The organism is Novosphingobium nitrogenifigens DSM 19370 (assembly GCF_000192575.1).
GTDB lineage: Bacteria > Pseudomonadota > Alphaproteobacteria > Sphingomonadales > Sphingomonadaceae > Novosphingobium > Novosphingobium nitrogenifigens.
In genome coordinates this window covers 78,766-96,721 of record NZ_GL876932.1, presented here as the reverse complement: position 1 = coordinate 96,721, position 17,956 = coordinate 78,766, and the positions used below count along the sequence as shown (strand labels likewise).

Genomic DNA, 17,956 nt, shown 5'->3' with positions numbered 1-17,956 from the left:
TCTAAGCCAGAGGCGGATCATCGAACGTCTTTTCGTTATGGTCGGGCAAGAAGATCCCGGCAGTCTGGCCTGACGGACACAGGCTGTCATCATGTCCTTAAGGGGTGTGGACAGATCGAAGCGCGCGGCGACGGCAGTCCGATCCATTCGCAGCGTTTTGCATTCCGCAAGGCCTATTGGGTCATGAGCATGGGGCCTGCGTTCGGCGTGAGCGGCCTGCTCAATACGAATAGGCCGCCTTGACGAAGATCGTGCGGGGTGCGTTCTGGGCGCCTTGCAGGAGGAGGGTTCCGGCATAAGCCCCGGACTTGATCGCCGAGCCGACCGGATTGAGCGTCGAGAAATAGAACGAATTGGTGAGGTTGCGCGCGGTCAGGGTAAAGTTCCAGTGGCCGTCGGGCGTTTCGTAATTGAGGAAGGCATTGGCATAGCCATGCGCCGGGATGCGGTATTGTTCGCTGTTGAGCGTGTCGGAGAAATAGGACGTTTCGAAATTGCCGCTGCCGCCCAGCTTGATCGTGCCCTGTTGGTGGAGCGGGATCGTCCAGGTGACCGAGCCGAAATACTGGAGTTGCGGCTGCCCCGAAAACTGCTTGCCGGTATAGTTGTAGGCCGGAACCGTGCCGTAGGACGGCGCGGCATAATCGTCGAAGCGGGTTTGCAGATAGGTGAGGTTGAACACCAGCGCCAGATTGCGGGTCGGCTGGCCCGAGGTTTCCAGTTCGAAACCGTCGGTATGGGCCGAGGGCGCATTGCCGCGCGTGCTGACGTAAGTCCCCGAAACCGGGCTATAGGCCGAGACCGAGGTCTGGAGGTTCTTGTAATCGTTATAGAACCCCGTCGCGTTGATGCGCAGGCGGTGGTTGAACCAGTCGGTCTTGATCCCGCCTTCGAACGTGTTGACCGTTTCCGGGTTATAGGGAAGCGCGGTTGCCACCGACAGGGCGCGGTTGTTGAACCCGCCCGCGTCGAACCCCTTGGCATAATCGACGAAGAAGAACGCCGTGGGCGTCGCCTGCCACGACAGCCCCGCCTTGGGCGTGAACGAGCGCCAGGTCTTGGTATTGAGCACGGCGGCATTGGTGAAATTGACTTGGGCCCCCGAAACGGAAACGCCGAGCGCGGGGATCGACCCGCCCGTCAGGACCTGGGGATAGAGTGCGGGATCGATCGGATTGCCGTCGAGATCGTCGTTCACCCCGCTGAACGTAAAGGCGCGATGCTGAATGATATAGCGCCCTCCCGCCGTCAGCGTCAGCTTGTCGGTCAGGTGGACGTTGCCCTGCGCATAGGCGGAATAGTTGAAGCTGCGGGTGTCGCCGATCTGGTCGAAGGGAGCCGCGGGAAGGGCGGTGTCGGTCTGGGGCAGCCCGGTCACATAACCGATACGGTTGCTCGAGAAATTTTCGAACAGGTAATAGAGACCGGCGGTGAAATCGAAGACTTTCCAGTTGCCCTGAACCTGCAATTCCTGCGTAAATTCGTGTTCGTGATAGGCGATGTAGTTGTCGGAAATATCGACCGCGCGCGTCTGTGCGGAATTGTAGGGCAGGCGTGCCTGCCCGTCGTTGTTGTAATTGACCGGGTCCTGATCGAACGCCCGCAGCGCCGTGATCGAATGCAGCGCAAGATGGCTGTCGAGCGTGTAATCGACCCGTGCGGTAATTCCGCCCGAATGCGAATAGTTGACCGGATAGCGTCCGGCATAGCTGACATTGGGCTGATAGGCGCTGAACTGCGTCGGGGCATAGAGCGTGCCGCCGGTGATCGCGCCCAGATTGGACAGCGCCGGGTTCGACGCATTGTAAGTCGTCGCGACATATTGCGCGGCTTGCGAATGATCGACGGTGCCGTCGGCAGTCAGGGTGATCTTCAACCGGCTGGTCGGCGTGAACAGCAGCTTGATCCGCCCCCCGGTGGTGTTCTGGTTGTTGACGTCGGTTTTCAGCGACGGGTTCCAGGTATAGCCGTCGTGCTGGTCATGGGCGACGGCAAGGCTGGCCGCCAGAAGGCCGGGGATCAGCGCGCCCGAGACATACCCGTGGGTATTGACCGTGTTATAGCTGCCAAAGCCGACGTCCCCGCGCGCCTCCAGATGGTCGCCGGGGGTCTTCGTGACATAGCGGATCGCGCCGCCCGCCGAATTGGCGCCGAACAGCGTCCCTTGCGGCCCGCGCAGGACTTCGACCCGTTCAACATCGGTCAGGTCGGACATGCCGTTGATCGCGCGGGGCAAATAGACGTCGTCGATATAGACCCCGACGGTCGGATCGAAAATCGGATCGCTGTTGCCGATGCCGCGAATGAAGAACGTGTTGGTGAGCGGGGTGATGCCGGTCGGGGCGGTATAGAGCCCCGGAATCTGCCCCGCCAGATCGCGCGCGGTAATGACGTTCTGCAGGCTGCGGAATTCCTTGCCGATCACGCTGACCGCGACAGGAGTCTGCTGCAACCGCGTTTCCTTGCGCGTTGCGGTAACGACGATGTCGGCCCCCGGCGCCGGGTCGTGTTCGATCGCTGCCGGAGCGGCGGCGCCTTCATCGGCGGCACGGGCATGGAACGGAGCGACGAGGGCGGTACCGGCAAGCAGGATCAACGCACGGGCGGAACGGTTCATGTCTTCCCCTGGAACATCGTATTGGTCTGGGCCCCACGCAGCGGGCATCGGGCCCAATCCCGGCCACGCCGCCGCGTGCGACAGCCTTCAGGGGTAGGGGGCTGGGCGCACGATGTCCTATTTGATCTCAATCAATATAGTTGAGTTTGCATCAAGAGGCGCAATCCCGCCCCGCGTCAGGCGTTCGTGCCTGCCTCGTCGAGTGAAGCCATATAGGCGCAGAGCATGTCGGCGAGCGCCTCGGTCCGCGCGTCACGCTCTGCCGCCTCGTACGGCGCGAGCGAGAGCGCCTTGCCCAACATCTTGAGCGCGCCGACAATGGTCTCGGCCGCCACCTGTCGCGCGGGGTCGGACAGGGCGGGCGCGGCCTCGCGCAACAGGTCGCGAAAGGCGGCGATGCCTTCGCCTTTTGCCGCCTTTGCCTCGGCCGCGTCGCGATAGAGCGGGGCGGCATCCTCCAGCGCCTGTCGCATGGCGGCCTCTTCGATTTCGGAGGCGACGAAGGCGCGCACCGCCGCGCGGATGCGATCGTGCGGGGGCCGTGTGGTGTCGGTCAGCAAGGCGAGCAACAGGCTGCGCGTGTCGCGCCATTCGTCGCTTTGCAGGCGAAACAGGATCGCCGCCTTGTTGGGGAAATACTGATAGAGCGAACCGATGCTGATCCCGGCCCGTTCGGCCACGCGCGCCGTGGTGAACCGCGCCGCGCCATGCACCGCCAGAACGTGAGCCGCTGCCTGGAGAATCGCAGTCACCGCCTCTGCCGAGCGCCTTTGCCGGGGCTGTTTGCGCGCGGAAAGGCTGGGGTTTCCGGTCGTGATCATCGCTCGTCCGCCAATGCGATTAGAAAACGTGAAGACTTGCTCATATTTTTGGCGAAGAGGCAAATCCGGCGCCTCTCGGAGATACGCCATGACCACGCTCACCACGCCCCCTGTCGCGCCCCTGCTCGATCGCCTGTTTGCACAGGCCGAGACGGCCCGCCCCGAAACCCTGCCCATTTTCAACCGCACGTCGCCCGAGGAACAGGCGCGCCTGATGTCGAGCAAGACCGAGTGGCGCGCGCTCTATACCCATCTCAAGGACATTCCCCTGCCGGTCTCGCGCGAGACCGGGCTGCTGCTCTATATGCTGGCCCGGGCGACGAAGGCGCGGACCATCGTCGAATTCGGCACCTCGTTCGGCCTGTCGACGCTTTATCTGGCCGCCGCCCTGCGTGATAACGGCGTGCAGGCAATCGAGGATGGGCCCCATGACGGCCCGCATGGCAAGATCGTCACCTGCGAATTCGAACCGTCCAAGATCGCGCTTGCCACTGCCCATCTGGAACAGGCTGGCCTGTCTGACCTGGTCGAAATCCGCGAAGGCGACGCGCTGGTGTCCCTGTCCGCCGACCTTCCTGCCGCCATTGACCTTGTTCTCCTCGACGGCGCCAAGTCGCTTTACACCGACGTCCTCACCCTGATCGAACCCCACTTGCGCCCCGGAGCCCTGATCGTCGCCGACAACGCCGATTACGCCCCCGACTACCTCACCCATGTCCGCACCCCATCCCAAGGCTACCTCTCCCTCCCCTTCGCCGAAGATGTCGAACTCTCCCTCTGGACCGGGGGGTGATGGCGGGGAAATTCGCTTTCAAAGCCGATGTTCAGGGCCGCATTCGGGTTCGGCAAGATCCCCCCTCCCTTCATCCAGCACAAAGTCGGGATCAGCCAGCGTCATGAATGCGTTAAAGCCAGGAAAGTTCAGGATGGCACTTCCCTGGCTTTAGGATAATGGGAAGCGGCATATTCCATCGGTTGGCTGGGCAGTTGTCATTTCAATCGCCCTTGGTCAGCGATGTAGCGACCGGGCAACCGGCAGGAGAAACGGCATGATCGCGCGCGAACTGATTGGTACGGCACAGGTGCCCGACGGCGAGGAATTGCGCCTGTTCCGCCATGGCGGCGATTTCATGATCGTGCTTGATCGCAACGAATTGATGAGCACGCGTATGCGCGGCTCCGAAGAGGCACTGGCGGTCATGGCTTGCAAGCGCATCGCCGGCTCACGGCAGCCGCGCATGCTGATCGGTGGCTACGGGATGGGCTTCACATTGCGTGCTGCACTGGCGCACCTGCCTGATGACGCACATGTCACCGTTGCGGAAATCGTGCCTGAGATCATTGCCTGGGCGCGCGGACCGATGGCTGCGGTGGCGGCAGGTTGCCTGGACGATCAACGCGTCAAACTCGTGCAGGGCGATGTCGCCGACGTGATCGCCAGCTCGCCTGGCGGGTTTGATGCTATCCTGCTTGATGTCGATAACGGACCCGACGGATTGGTCCGCGCCAGCAATGACCGGCTGTATGCCAGCGCCGGTTTGCGCACGGCAGGCCGGGCGTTGCGGCCCGGTGGGGTACTGGCAATCTGGTCCGCCGCGCGTGACGACGCCTTCACGCGGCGCCTGAAAGCCGCCGGCTTCACGGTGGACGAAGTCACGGTCTATGCCCGCTACGATAAGCAGGGCAACGGCAAAGGCGCCAAACACGTGATCTGGTTCGCGACATTGGGCACAGCTTTGACGCGCTAACCGCCGCTATTCCTGACGTTCGAGTAGCATGGCTGGGGCATCGGAACCGGTCGTACATTCACGCGACCATCGGCACTACGAAAAGACGGGGCCTGGGACATTGCGGGCATTCACGACACCCTTGCTGAACAGTGGCATTTGCCGAAACCGGTCGTTCCCAAGCCTACCTTGCTGGCGCTCAGCTATGCCAATCCATCTGCTAAGGGGCGATATGGCTACAAGGTTTGAGGCGCGAGTCGCTTTTCCTGACAGAAGATACTAATGGCGGCATGATCGCGCTCGATTTCAGTGCGATCTTAGATTTCAGTGCGATCTTAGATTTCAGTGCGATCTTAGATTTCAGTGCGATCTTATTTTGCTAACACGGTGGTCGTCGCGTTTTGATGTTCGGGGTGCTACGAGTGGTGATGATACGGATCTTGGATGGTACTTGCCAAAATGACGCCATCACTGCCCTGTGCGTCGAGGCCATCGGTCGAGGTTCCGTGTCGAGCGCAGTCGTGCGGTGAGTGATCCAGATCGCCACCACTTTCTTCCCCGCTTCTATCTCGCACGATGGAGGCATGCTGAAGGCAAGGTTGTCACGTACTCTCGCCAGCGAGGACGCCTCTATGTCCGCGACTATGCGCCCAAGGAGATTGGGGCTCAACGCGGTCTGTATGCGCTGAAGGGAGCGCCGGCAGGCCAGCGTAACGCACTTGAACGCGATTTCATGGGGCCAGAAGTCGATGATCCGGCGTCGCAGGCGCTTCGGTTGCTGCTGAGCGAAACGCCAGTCGATTTGCCCATGGATATGAGGCAGTCTTGGGTTCGCTTTCTTATGTCCCTCTTTGTCCGGCTGCCGGTCCAGCTAGCCGACATCCGCGCTGATGCTGCCCGGACGCTGCGTGAAGAATTCGCTGCGAAGCTCGAAGAATATGAAGCGATCCGACGCCCTGGCGACCCCGAGAGCTTTCTTGAGTGGATCGAAACCAAAGACCCCGGCCATCTGTTTGAGGACTTTGGAACTTCGCTCATTCCGGACATGATAGCTATCCCCAACATGAACCACGACATCATGGGCATGGATTGGCGCGTGTGCCACTTCAAGGACGGGCCTTATGGCTTCCTAACGTGCGACTTCCCAATCTGTATGCTGCCCGGCCTGGCCCATCCCGATTGCCTCATTTCGCTGCCGCTCTCTCCAACGGCGGTCTTCCTTGCTGCCTACAATTCAGATCTGCTCGACCGGTTAACGGTGCTGCAACCACCCACTTTGATCGATGCCGTGAACCGCCTGTCGATTTCGAGCGCGCAGGATTACGTTTATGCCGATAGCCGTTATCACCATGAACTTATCGATCGTCTTCTGCGCCGATCCTAATGAGCACGCAGCATAGAGATGCCACGTATTCAGCTTTTACATGGCAAATGAAATTAGCGTTCATCATGCAGGGTTCGAGCAAGACCGGTCTCAAGTCGAATTCGATTTGTGAATTTGATCTCATGTGCCTCAAACCGGGTGACGTTGTTCTCGAGCGGGGGCACAGAGCAGTAATTAGAGCAATCAGGCTATTTGATGTCGGGCGCTACAGTCACGCCCTTATTTTGCTTGATGGCCGCGATTTTATTGAATCTGTCGGAATGAGCGTACTGACCTGCCCCCGACATGTTGCCATCCCATACAACAAACATCTTGAGCAAACGAGACTCTACCTCTGACTGGTAACAATCAGGAGATAACGTCAGTCGATCAGTCCTCGTCCTCGTCCTCGTCACTATCGTCATCTGCTCGCTCTTCGTGCCAGTAAACATAGTTGAAAAGCGCATCGAGTTCGGTGAAATCGCCAAGACCGAGCGCCTTGCTCACGGTGGCCGCGTGATCGCAATAGATCTGGTACTTGTCGGGGCTCACGCTTCCCTTCGACGGATGCAGCGGAAATTCATCGTAGCCCGCGAGACGCAAGCCCGCGACCGCATTCTGATTCATCACCGCAAAACGTCTATTGTCCAGCGTATGCAAAATCTCGGTGAGGATATTGATCCCAGCACCTTTGATGCCTGCAAATGCAGCGTGCAGAATGGCGAACGCATCGCGCGGCGACAAATCAGCGTGATCGATGATCGATGCCACTGCGTCGACAAAATCCTCACGCTTGTCTGCAATGCGCGTCTTTGCGCGGTCGAGGCCGCCCGAATGGAATGACCCGATCAGATGCTCATATTCGGTCAGGAAGCCACGCGCCGTTTTCCCCTTCCATGCCGCGATGGAACGAAGCTGCGTCGGTGCAGCCGCAAGATTGGCCCGCCTCACTTTCATCTGCACATTGAACTGCGACGATGCGCCACCTTCCTGCATCATTTTCAGGAAACCGGCCAGGACATCGAGTGAGGCTTCGCCGGAATCGACAGCGCGCGTGGCGCGACGCCTTGCAAAACGCGCCCATGCAGCGTTGATCGCATGATCCTTTGCGTAACCATCAATCCGCGCCTTCGTAGCCAGCACAATTTCTTTATTGTCGATCAAGGCATCGAAGTGGGCAGTGATCTTTTCCATCATCGCGCCGCTCTTATCATCGATCAGAACCGATGCTTCATAATTTTGAAGCAGTCCGCCTTCCGTGAAGTTCGCCGATCCGACAACGACCTTGCATCCACCGCCGGACTTGAATGCATAAATTTTCGGATGAAACGTGCTGTAAGAGTCGCTGAGATATAATTCCACATCGTGCTTTTTGCTCAACCTGAAGAGGGAGCGAAGCAATTCCGGATCAGTGTGATAAAAATCCAAGCCGACCGCGAGCCGCGCGGCCGTGCCATTGGTCAACGCCTCTTCCAGCGACGCTTTCATTTCCTTCCAGCCCGACATTTTTGCGAATGCCACCATGCATTCGAAACGCCGCGCATTCTTGAACAGCGCTCCAATCTCCGTTCGGTGGTCCGTGTTGTCGTCATTGAGCAGGAGTTGGAATGATTGTGTGTGCACTATGATTCCCCCGTGAATTCAGTGGAAGATTTAATGTCTTGGCGCAAAAAAGACGGCCGTGGCAATCGCCACGGCCCGTCATCCACATATCACTGGCGGGCCTTTCAACCTGGGCGCCAGCGATCAGGGGCGAGGCGCGACAGGTGACCGGTATTCGCGTAACCGGACCTTCCCGGCGCCGCCGATGAACGGCGATAGTTGGTCGGATGTTGCCCCCCCCGGCGCTGCGGCGTCAGAGCGGCAGCTTTCCGGCCATAGCAATTCGTAACCTGCCCTTCCGGACTGTCCTCAAACTCGGGCGTCGGCTTCTGCGCATGGGCTCCATTCCCCGTCACGGCAGTGCGGTGGTGAAGGTAACCGCGCCAAGGGCTACGCCGGGGAGGTTGGCGAGGACGACGGGCCAGTCGCGGCCGGGTTTGAAGATGCCGTAGGCACTCCATAGTGCGCAGTTGAGGACTGTGGTCAGCGGCTGGATCAGCGAGCCTTTCTGGCCGGCGAGGTTGAGCTGGATCTGGGCGATGTACGAGACGTACATGCATACGGCCATGACCGAGGCGAACCAGCCGAGGAGGTCGATGGGGCTGGGTCCGCGACGCTCGGGCGTCGGGATGGCGACGGGGGTGGTGGTGTTTTCTGTCGTCATGCGGGCGAGGGTAGGCAGGCACGGGTGCCCGACAACATGAAAACGAATGCAGGGCATGGGTTTGCGATGGGCTGTGGCGCCTCGGGGGCGGGGCGTGGCCGCGTTCGGGATCAGCGCGGGGCTTGTTGCGCGGCGTGGCTGCGCCGCACGACAAGGGCGAGGGTGGCCGCGACCAGCGAGGCGAACGTCAGGCCGACGAGGCCCGTGGTAAATGCGCCGGTCGCATCGCGCATGGCGCCCCAGGCATAGGGCATGGCGAACCCGCCCAGATTGGCGATCATGTTGATGGCTGCTGCGCCCACCGCCCGTTCGCGCGGATGCATGACATCGGCCCAGCCCGACGAGAGCAGCATGTTGACGGTAAAGCAGGTCGCTGCAAAGCCGAGATAGCCGACGATCGCGACCGCGTGCGACCGCGCGAGCGCCAGCATGAGCAGCGCGCCTGCCATGGCAAGGATCATCCAGAAGGCATTGAGGAAACGGTCGCCGCGCCAATCCGACCAGTCGCCCGCCGCGATCATCGTAACGGCCCCGATCACGCCTCCGACACTGACCAGATAGCCCACCCGCGTCGCGTCGAGCCCGGTTGCGCCGAGCAGCACCAGCGGCGCGGACAGCGACAGCGTGGTCATGACGCCGCTGGAAAAGAACCCCGTCGCGGCAAGGCCCAGAACGCGGGGATTGCGCAAGGCGGCAAGGACGTCATGCCCCGGCGGCGCGTCCAGCGTCTCTGCCTCGCGCGCGAGTTCCCCGGCGATCCACGCCTTTTCCCCCTGCGTCAGCCAGTCCACCGTTTGCGGTTTGTCGGGCAACAGGCGCAGGAATGCGAAGCCCACCGCAACGCTCGGCAATCCCTGTACCAGAAGCAGCCATTGCCATCCGCGCAACCCCGCCATGCCGTCGAGGGCGAGCAGGGCGCCGGCCATGGCCCCCATGACCAGCGAGGCGAGCGGGCTGGCGACATAGAACCGGCTGACCGCGCGTCCGCGATGGCTGACCGGGAACCACATCGCGAAATAATAGATCAGCCCCGGCCAGAACCCCGCCTCTGCCGCGCCGAGCAGGAACCGCATGGCGTAGAATTGCATGGGCGTGCGCACGAGCATCATCGCGGCCGAAACGATCCCCCACGAAATCATGATCCGCGCCAGCCACCGGCGCGGCCCCTGTCGTACCGCGACAAGGTTCGAAGGGATTTCGAACAGGGCATAGCCAAGGAAGAACAGCCCCGCGCCCAGACCGTAGACGGTCGCGCTGAACCCCAGGTCGGCATTCATCCGCACCGCGGCAAAGCCGACGTTGACCCGGTCCATATAGGCGCACAGGTACCCCAGCGCGACCAGCGGTACGATCCGCCATTGCGCCTTGCGCATGGCCGAGCGGCCTTCGTCGGGAATGGTGGTCACGGAACGGGTCAATCTCCGAAATTCCATGGGGCTGTAAACACCTTGCCTCCGCTTTTTCAGAGCCGGTCGAAGACCGAACCCATGCGCGGGCTGAACAGGCGTTCGTAAGTCTTGAGCAGATGGCCGTCGGTCATCGCCGCGACCATGTCGCAGATCACGCGCGGGTCGCCGCCGGACGCATCGTGGCGGGCGGCGACATCGCGGGGGAGCAGGCGGCGCGGATCGGCCTGCATCGCTTCGAAGACCGAGACGACCATGGCCTGCCCCTTGAATTCCAGATGCTGGACTTCGGGCCGGGTGATGACCTCGCGCACGACAAAGGCCTGCAACACGTCGAGGAAAGCGCGGCGCGGTTCGCGTACGGCAACGCGGTGGCGCAAGAGGGGTTCGTCAAAGGCGTCGCATTCGACATAGTCGATGGCGGTGATGAAGTGATGGACAAGGCGGCCGATGAACCGCTTGCGGGTGCCTTCGTCGCCGAACAGTCCGTCGATCATGCGCGAGAACACGTCGTTGGCGCTTTCGCCGGGGTATTTTTCCTTGAGCGTGTCGAGGAACGAAGGGCACTTGCCCTCGACGGCGGCGGCAAAAGCCTCGCGCGTGACAAGGCCGAGCGCGATCGTGTCTTCGAGATCGTGGACGCCATAGGCAATGTCGTCGGCGGCATCCATGATCGAACAGTCGAACGATTTGTGCAGCGTCTTGCCGTGGCGCCCGGGGGCATGGGCAACGGTGGTGAAGGCATCGCGATCGGCGGGGGACAGCGGCGCGCAGATCCAGTCGACCACATCGCTTTCGGTGTCGAGATAGCACTTGGGCGGCTTGCACGCGCGCGCGTCGATCACCCGGATCGTGGATGGCCCGGTCATGAGCGCGGGGACGATGGCGGGATTGTACACCTGCGAAAAGGCGGCCGGATACTTGAGCACGCCGAGCATGGTCCGTCGCGTCAGATTGGCGCCCGCATTGGCCGAAAACTGTTCCAGTCGGGCAAGCGTGCGCAGCGTCTGCCCATTGCCTTCGAACCCGCCATGGTCGCGCATGCAATAGTTGAGCGCGATTTCCCCGCCGTGGCCGAACGGGGGATGCCCGAAATCGTGGGTACAGCCGATCGCGTGGATCGTGCCGCGATCAGGGAGCAGCGCGGTCGCGGGATGGTCGGGAAACGATTTGGCCAATTGCCGCGCGATCCCGCCCGCGATCTGCGCGACTTCGAGCGAATGGGTGAGCCGCGTGCGATAGAAATCGCTGTCCCCGAGATTGAGGATCTGCGTCTTGCCCTGCAACCGGCGGAACGAGGCGGAATGAATAACGCGCGCATAATCGACGTCCCCGACATCGCGGGCGTCCTCTGCTTGCGGATTCCAGTTTTCGCGCCGGGCGGACCAATGTGTCATGGCGCCCTGATAGGGGCGGGCCGGACGCGCGGGCAAGGGGTTAGAGTGCCCGCGCGCGCCCTTTCGCGGATCAGTCGCGTTCTTCGCCGAGGAAGTTTTCGACCAGTTGGCGGAAGCGTTTGGGGTGTTCCATCATGGTCCAGTGGCCGCAGCGGGAAATGACGTGGAGCTGCGAATTGGGGAGGTGCTGATGGAGGTTCCACGACACGTCGGGAGGCACCACGCGATCGTCGCGGCCGTGGATCAGCAGGACTTCGTTGGTAATCCCCTGAAGCGCGGCGATCGGCAGGGCCTGGGCATCGAGCCAGCGTTGATGGGGGCGGGGGAAGACGCGCTCGAACATTTCCTGTGCGCCTTCGCGCAAGGTGGCGCGATAACGCATTTCGACGAGTTCCTCGGTCACCAATGCCTGGTTGTGGGCCATGACGCTCATGGCTTCGCGCATGGCGTCGACCGAGGGTTTGTAGGCCCAGAGCGCGGCGAGTTCGGGGCCGACTTTTGCAGGCCAACCGCCCGGGCCCATCAGCACGAGGCGCCCTGTGCGTTCGGGAGCGCGGTGGGCCATCCACAGCGCGACTGCTCCGCCAAAGCTGTTCCCGACGATATGCGTGCGTTCGATCCCCAGCGCGTCGAGCACGCCCAGCATCTGATCCACCCAGCTGTCCATGAAGCGGAACGCGAAATCGTCAGGCGTTTCGGTATAGCCGAACCCGATGAGATCGGGGACGATCACGCGCAAGTTCTTTGCGAGTTCGGGCATCAGCCCGCGCCAGTTGGCCCAGCCCGACACGCCCGCGCCCGATCCGTGCAGCAACATGACCGCGTCCCCCGCGCCCACGTCATGGCAATTGGTCCGATAGCCGCACGTGGTGAGGCCGATCCCGATTTCCGGATTTTCCGTCATGCTTTGCTCCATACGTGGCGAACACGATGCGTTCGGTCACCGCGTGCGGAGCCGAGGCATCATTCAATACTGGGCGCTGAACGTCGCGGCACTGCGCCCCATTTCCTCGTAAATCCCGGTGAGGACCCCGATCAGCTGGGTCATTTCGGCAATGCGTTCGTCGATATTGTTGATCGTGCCGATCGCGCGGATCAAAAGATCGCTGCGGATGTCGGCATAGCCTTCGGTGATCTGCCGGCCTTTTTCGGTGACGGTATAGGCAAATGTCTTGCCCGATTTTTCCCGTGCCTTGCTGATAAGGTCGGCTGCTTCCAGTTTGCGCAGGCTGTACTGGATATTGGCGACGTCATCGCGGTTCATCATCCGGGCGATGGTCTGGCTGTTCTTGGGCCGGTTGTGCATGCGGATGACATGCAGGATCATGTGCTCGGAAAACTTGATGTCCTCGTCGATCAGCACGGAACTCGCCGTCGTGACCCAGCGGGCAAAAGCCTCGTACATGCGGACCATGGCATATTCGAATTCGGTGACGACGAATTCGCTGTTGCTTTTGGCAAGGTGCCAGTTGCTGTAATACTTTGATTCCATGGCTTTCCCCGGCTTGGCTGTCTCGGCCGGAGAAGAGGCTAGCATCATATCGTCCGCTTCGCCAAAGCCCGCTTCGGTCCGTACCGCCTGTGGCCGGGCGTGAATCTTGACCACGCGTCCCGTCACGGACTGAGTTGCGCGGGGATCTTTGCTGGACTTGCCGGACACCTGATTGCTGAACCTTGTCTCGTGGGAATGCGTTGCGGTTGTTCCGGCGATAAAGTCGCTGCGTTTTCTTGGCAATTCGGCGGGTCGCGCGATGGGCGGCGGCTCTATCACATTGTGATAATTGGCCTGTTCGAGGGGACTCCACCCTGCCCATGTGGCTAGGTCGTGGCTAGGTCAGGTCCACGAAGGGCGGGCGAACTAGCCGTCAGGGCAGTTGCGTGAGGCGGTTTCCACCGCGCAGATGGGAGCATCAAGGGCAAAGACCCGCTCAACCTGACAAGGGGGGTTGTACACATGAGGAAGTGGCCGTTTTTCGTGGCGGTGTGCGTTTCGGCGATGACGGGCGCGCTGCCCGCGCTGGCGCAGGAGGCACCGCAGGATACCGGGGCGCAGGCGCCGCAGTCCGGCGAAATCCTGGTGACCGGACGCGGACGCAGCGAAAGCCTGCTCAAGGCGCCGATCGCCGATACCGCGTTTTCGCATCAGGCGATTGCCGACGCCAATTTGAAGCAGACCGGCGACGCGCTCAGCCTCGTGCCCAATGTCTCGTTCACGAAGTCGGACAATTCGGGCACGGCCTTCATCACCATTCGCGGCATTTCACAGGTCCGCAACGGCGAAAGCCCGGTCGCGGTCGTCGTCGACGGGGTGCAGCAGGTAACCGCGCGCCAGTTTACGCAGGACCTCTATGACATCGACCAGATGGAAGTCATGCGCGGGCCGCAGGGCGCGCTTTATGGCCGCAATGCCATCGGCGGGGCGATCATCATCAATACCCGTGCGCCGACCAACGATTTTACCGCCGATGCGCGTGCGTCCTATGGCAATGGCGATGATTATCGCATCGCGGGCAGCGTTTCGGGCCCGATCCTGAAAGACAAGGTGCAGTTCCGCCTGACCGCGAGCTATCGCGATTTCGGTGGCCTGCTCAACAACGTCTACCTCAACCGCCATCCCGATTTTTCACGCGAATTGTCCTTGCGCGGGGCGTTCCATTTCGACCTTGCGCCGGGGCTGACCGCCGACTTGCGCGGCAGCTATGCGCTGACCAGCGGCGGCGCGCTCAACTGGGTCTATCAGCCTGCCAAGTTCGCGGCCAATTCGTGCTATCTCGACACCAGCAATCCGTTCGGCGGGCCTGCGGGCGATGCCAACCGGGTGACGCGCGACTTGTGCGCCAACAATCTGGGCCACGACCGCCGCGAAGTCTATGAGACCTCGCTCAAGGTTGCCTACCAGATGCCGTTCGCGACCATTTCGAACGTCCTGGCCTATATCGACCTCGCCGAGGATTCCCGCGCCGACCAGTTCCCCTATTCGGCAAGCCGCAATGTCTATGGCACCGACGGCACCCAGACCCAGTTCGAACGGGTCAAGGCATGGTCGGACGAATTCCGCATCACGTCGCCCAATGCGCAGAGCTTGCGCTGGATGGTGGGCAGCTATTTCCTCGACACGCGCCGGTTCATTTCCTCCTCCACCGGGGTGGACGAAGGGAACGGCATTCTTCAGGTCACCTATCAGCCGCATTTCAACGATCCGCTGAACCCGACCAACAGTTTCCTTGCCGATCACAACCACAACCAGGCCTATGCCTTCTTCGGCAACCTCGCCTATGACCTGACCAGCAAGCTCGAGGCGAGCTTCGGCTTCCGCTACGACCACGACAACCACCGCCAGACCATCCGCGCCGACAGCACGGCGGGGGTTCCGAGCGGCTGTACCGTCGGCAATCCCGATGCCTGTGTGCGGGAAACCAGTTTCCACCGCAGCCAGCCCAAGGTCACGATCAATTACCGCCCGACGTCCAACCTTACCATCTTTGCCGATTACGGCATCGGGTTCCGTTCGGGGCAGTACAACCAGGCCGGGGCGGCCGCGTCCGCGAACCTTCCGGGCGTCTACGATCTGGCCAAGCCCGAAAGCGCCTATACGACCGAAGGCGGGATCAAGGCGCGTCTTTTCGACGGCAAGCTGCGCCTGACCGCGACGGGCTTCCACACGATCGACGAGAACAGCTTCTACTTCCTTTTCGTCGGGGCGGTGGGCGCACAGATCCTCGTCAACATCGACAAGGCCGAATTGAACGGCGCCGAATTCGAAGCGCAATATTCGCCGGTCAAGGGGCTCGATTTCTACGGCAACGTCGGTTTCACGCTCAGCAGCATCAAGGCCTTTTCGTACAATTCGGCTCTGGTCGGGAACAAGGCGCCCTATATCCCGGACATGACCGGGCTTGTCGGCGCACAGTACCGGCGCGAGCTCGCCAACGGTCTCGGGCTCTTCAGCCGGTTGGAAATGGAACACCACGGGAAACAGTACTGGGACCCGGAAAATTCCACCCCGCGCAATGCCTTCGAAATCGTCAATGCCCAGCTCGGGCTCGAAGCCCCGGACAAGCGGTGGAGCGTCACCGGCTATGTCCGCAACGCTTTCGACCACAAATACAACGCCGAATACGTCACCGGCGGCTTTGCCATGCCCGCGCAGCCGCGCAGCTACGGCATCGAGCTGAAGGGTCGCTTCTGACCCTTTCGCCCAGAGACTTTGCGGGGGCCTCGCCATGGGGCCTCCGCCGGTTCTTCCGCGCATCCCCCGGGCGCGGGCTCAGGAGAAATGTACCGTGCGAGCTGCAAGCGACGTAGGCGGCACTTTTACCGACCTTGTCTATTACGCGATCGATCCCGAAACCGGCGTGCCCGGCCCCGTGCAGGTGGCCAAGGCCGACACGACTCCTCCCGATTTCGAATCCGGCGTCATGAACGCGATGGCAAAGGCGGGACTTGCTCCGGTCGATCTTGCCTTCTTTGCCCATGGCTCGACGGTCGTGATCAATGCCCTCACTGAGCGCAAGGGTGCCAAGACCGCGCTCATCACCACGCGCGGGTTTCGCGATGTCTTGGAAATCGCGCGCGGCAATCGTCCGGATCTCTTCAATTTCAACTTCGTCAAACCGAGCCCTTTCGTGGGTCGCGCCTTGCGGGCCGAGCTTGACGAACGCACCAATTACAAGGGGGAAACGGTGCGCCCTGTCGATCTCGCGGGCTTGCCCGCCTTGCTCGACATGTTCCGCCGCGAAGGTGTGGAGGCGATCGCGATCGCGTTCCTTCACGCTTATGCCAATCCGGCCAACGAACGGGCGGTGGCAGAGGCGATCCGCGCCGCATGGCCCGAAGTCGCCGTGCTGGCGAGCCATGAAATCAGCCGGGAATGGCGCGAATACGAAAGGACCAATACCGCCGTCCTTTCCGCCTATGTCTTCCCGGTCGCCAACGGCTATATCAACCGGCTCGAACGGCGGCTGGGCGAGGCGGGGTTTGCCGGTGCGCCCTATATGATGCAGTCGAACGGCGGCATCGCGACGGCAGCGGCGGCCAAGGCCAATCCGATTACCATGGTCGAATCCGGCCCGGCCAGCGGGATCTTTGCCGCCGCCTATCTCGGCCGCAAGATCGGCGAGCCCAATCTGATCGTGCTCGACATCGGCGGGACGACCGCCAAATGCACGCTGATCGAGAACGGCCACATCAAGGTTTCGACCGACTATTACATTGAACGCGATGCGCGCAATCCGGGCTATCCGGTGCAGACGCCGGTCTCCGAAATCGTCGAGATCGGCAATGGCGGCGGCTCGATCGCGTGGATCGACGCGGGTGGAAAGCTGCACGTGGGGCCGCAGTCGGCGGGCGCGCGGCCGGGGCCTGCGGCCTATGGCCGGGGCGGCACGCGGCCGACGACGACGGATGCCAATCTCGTGCTCGGGCGGATCGATCCGGCGAGTTTCGTCGGCGGCGAAGTCGAACCCGACTGGGCGGCGGTGGACGCGGCGTTTGCCCCCTTGTGCGAGCGGCTCGGCATCGGGCGCGAGGAACTGGCGCGCGGGGTCATCCGCATCGCCAATGCCAACATGACGACGGCATTGCGTCTGGTTTCGACCAACAAGGGGCACGATCCGCGCGAATTCGCGCTGATGGCCTTTGGCGGGGGCGGCGCGATGCACGCAGTCGCGCTGGCCGAGGAACTCAAAGTACCCAAGGTCATCATCCCGGTGAACAGCTCGGTCTTTTCGGCCTGGGGCATGTTGCTGACCGATCTGCGCCGCGACTATATCCGCACGCATCTCATTGACGTGGCGCCCGACCGGCTGGGCACGATCCGCGCCATGTTCGCCGAGATCGAGACGCTGGCGATCGGCGATTTCGCGCAGGACGATGATGGCACCGTGCCGCGCGCGCCCTTGTTCGAATATCGCGCCGACATGCGGTATCAGGGGCAGGAACACACGGTCAACGTGGCCTTCCCGCTCGAGGCCGAAGACCCGGTCGCGGCCGCCAGTGCCGCATTCCACGACGCCCATGAAAAGCGGTACACTTATCGGCTCGACACCCCGGTTCAGCTGGTCAATTTCCACCTTGTCGCGACCGTCCCGGTCGACAAGCCGGAAATCGCCCCGCGCGTCGTGACCGGGGCGGTCCTTGCCGATGCCGTGCGCGGTACCCGCACGGTCGATTTCGACCAGCACGGGACGCATGAAAGCACGATCTACGACGGTCTGAGGCTCGAACCGGGCATGGAATTCGTCGGCCCCGCCGTCATTCAGGAACCATCGGTCACTCTGCCTGTCCCTCCGGGTCGCACCGTGCGGATAGACGATTTCGGCAATTACCACGTCCACGTGCTTTCGGTTTAAGGAACCTTC

14 protein-coding genes are annotated in these 17,956 nt (G+C 61.9%); 6 read left to right on the top strand and 8 right to left on the bottom strand.

Annotated features, from left to right (window positions below; translation table 11 throughout):
• Window positions 1-220 precede the first annotated feature (220 nt).
• Together Y88_RS09930 and Y88_RS09925 are read right to left on the bottom strand one after the other, a co-directional pair.
• Window positions 221-2,617, bottom strand: coding sequence for a TonB-dependent receptor (locus tag Y88_RS09930; RefSeq protein ID WP_008068614.1), 2,397 nt, complete (start codon window positions 2,615-2,617; stop codon window positions 221-223).
• A gap of 176 nt (window positions 2,618-2,793) precedes the next feature.
• Complete coding sequence (locus Y88_RS09925) at window positions 2,794-3,369, bottom strand: TetR family transcriptional regulator (protein ID WP_232281009.1); 576 nt, start codon at window positions 3,367-3,369, stop codon at window positions 2,794-2,796.
• Window positions 3,370-3,526: 157 nt separating this feature from the next.
• On the opposite strand from Y88_RS09925, the gene Y88_RS09920 reads away from it, so the two are divergent.
• The 4 genes from Y88_RS09920 to Y88_RS19595 all read left to right on the top strand — a co-directional run bounded on the left by Y88_RS09920 (window position 3,527) and on the right by Y88_RS19595 (window position 6,887).
• Complete coding sequence (locus Y88_RS09920) at window positions 3,527-4,231, top strand: O-methyltransferase (protein ID WP_008068617.1); 705 nt, start codon at window positions 3,527-3,529, stop codon at window positions 4,229-4,231.
• A 256-nt stretch (window positions 4,232-4,487) separates the two neighbouring features.
• Complete coding sequence (locus tag Y88_RS09915) at window positions 4,488-5,186, top strand: spermidine synthase (protein ID WP_008068618.1); 699 nt, start codon at window positions 4,488-4,490, stop codon at window positions 5,184-5,186.
• Between the two features lie 505 nt (window positions 5,187-5,691).
• Complete coding sequence (locus Y88_RS09910) at window positions 5,692-6,549, top strand: DUF4238 domain-containing protein (RefSeq protein ID WP_008068619.1); 858 nt, start codon at window positions 5,692-5,694, stop codon at window positions 6,547-6,549.
• 47 nt (window positions 6,550-6,596) lie between these two features.
• Complete coding sequence (locus tag Y88_RS19595) at window positions 6,597-6,887, top strand: hypothetical protein (protein ID WP_018075932.1); 291 nt, start codon at window positions 6,597-6,599, stop codon at window positions 6,885-6,887.
• 31 nt (window positions 6,888-6,918) lie between these two features.
• Here the strand turns inward: Y88_RS19595 and Y88_RS09900 are convergent, their stop codons facing one another.
• From Y88_RS09900 to Y88_RS09875, 6 genes are all read right to left on the bottom strand, one after another.
• Window positions 6,919-8,052, bottom strand: a complete 1,134-nt coding sequence (locus Y88_RS09900) for a phospholipase D family protein (protein ID WP_232281008.1) — start codon at window positions 8,050-8,052, stop codon at window positions 6,919-6,921.
• A gap of 430 nt (window positions 8,053-8,482) precedes the next feature.
• The gene (locus tag Y88_RS09895; RefSeq protein WP_008068621.1) at window positions 8,483-8,794 is read right to left on the bottom strand and encodes a SemiSWEET family transporter; all 312 of its coding nucleotides are present in this window, start codon (window positions 8,792-8,794) and stop codon (window positions 8,483-8,485) included.
• Between the two features lie 110 nt (window positions 8,795-8,904).
• Window positions 8,905-10,212, bottom strand: a complete 1,308-nt coding sequence (locus Y88_RS09890; RefSeq protein WP_232281007.1) for an MFS transporter — start codon at window positions 10,210-10,212, stop codon at window positions 8,905-8,907.
• Between the two features lie 44 nt (window positions 10,213-10,256).
• Window positions 10,257-11,597 (bottom strand): anti-phage deoxyguanosine triphosphatase, encoded by a 1,341-nt coding sequence (locus Y88_RS09885; protein WP_018075931.1) that lies wholly within the window; start codon window positions 11,595-11,597, stop codon window positions 10,257-10,259.
• Window positions 11,598-11,667: 70 nt separating this feature from the next.
• A complete protein-coding gene (locus Y88_RS09880; RefSeq protein WP_232281006.1) occupies window positions 11,668-12,501 on the bottom strand; it encodes an alpha/beta fold hydrolase in 834 nt (277 codons plus the stop codon).
• 63 nt (window positions 12,502-12,564) lie between these two features.
• The gene (locus Y88_RS09875; RefSeq protein ID WP_198133349.1) at window positions 12,565-13,203 is read right to left on the bottom strand and encodes a winged helix DNA-binding protein; all 639 of its coding nucleotides are present in this window, start codon (window positions 13,201-13,203) and stop codon (window positions 12,565-12,567) included.
• A 348-nt stretch (window positions 13,204-13,551) separates the two neighbouring features.
• Here Y88_RS09875 and Y88_RS09870 point away from each other — a divergent pair, with 348 nt between their 5' ends.
• Both Y88_RS09870 and Y88_RS09865 read left to right on the top strand, forming a co-directional pair.
• Window positions 13,552-15,786, top strand: a complete 2,235-nt coding sequence (locus Y88_RS09870) for a TonB-dependent receptor (RefSeq protein WP_008068627.1) — start codon at window positions 13,552-13,554, stop codon at window positions 15,784-15,786.
• Between the two features lie 94 nt (window positions 15,787-15,880).
• Window positions 15,881-17,947, top strand: a complete 2,067-nt coding sequence (locus Y88_RS09865; protein WP_008068628.1) for a hydantoinase/oxoprolinase family protein — start codon at window positions 15,881-15,883, stop codon at window positions 17,945-17,947.
• Window positions 17,948-17,956 lie beyond the last annotated feature (9 nt).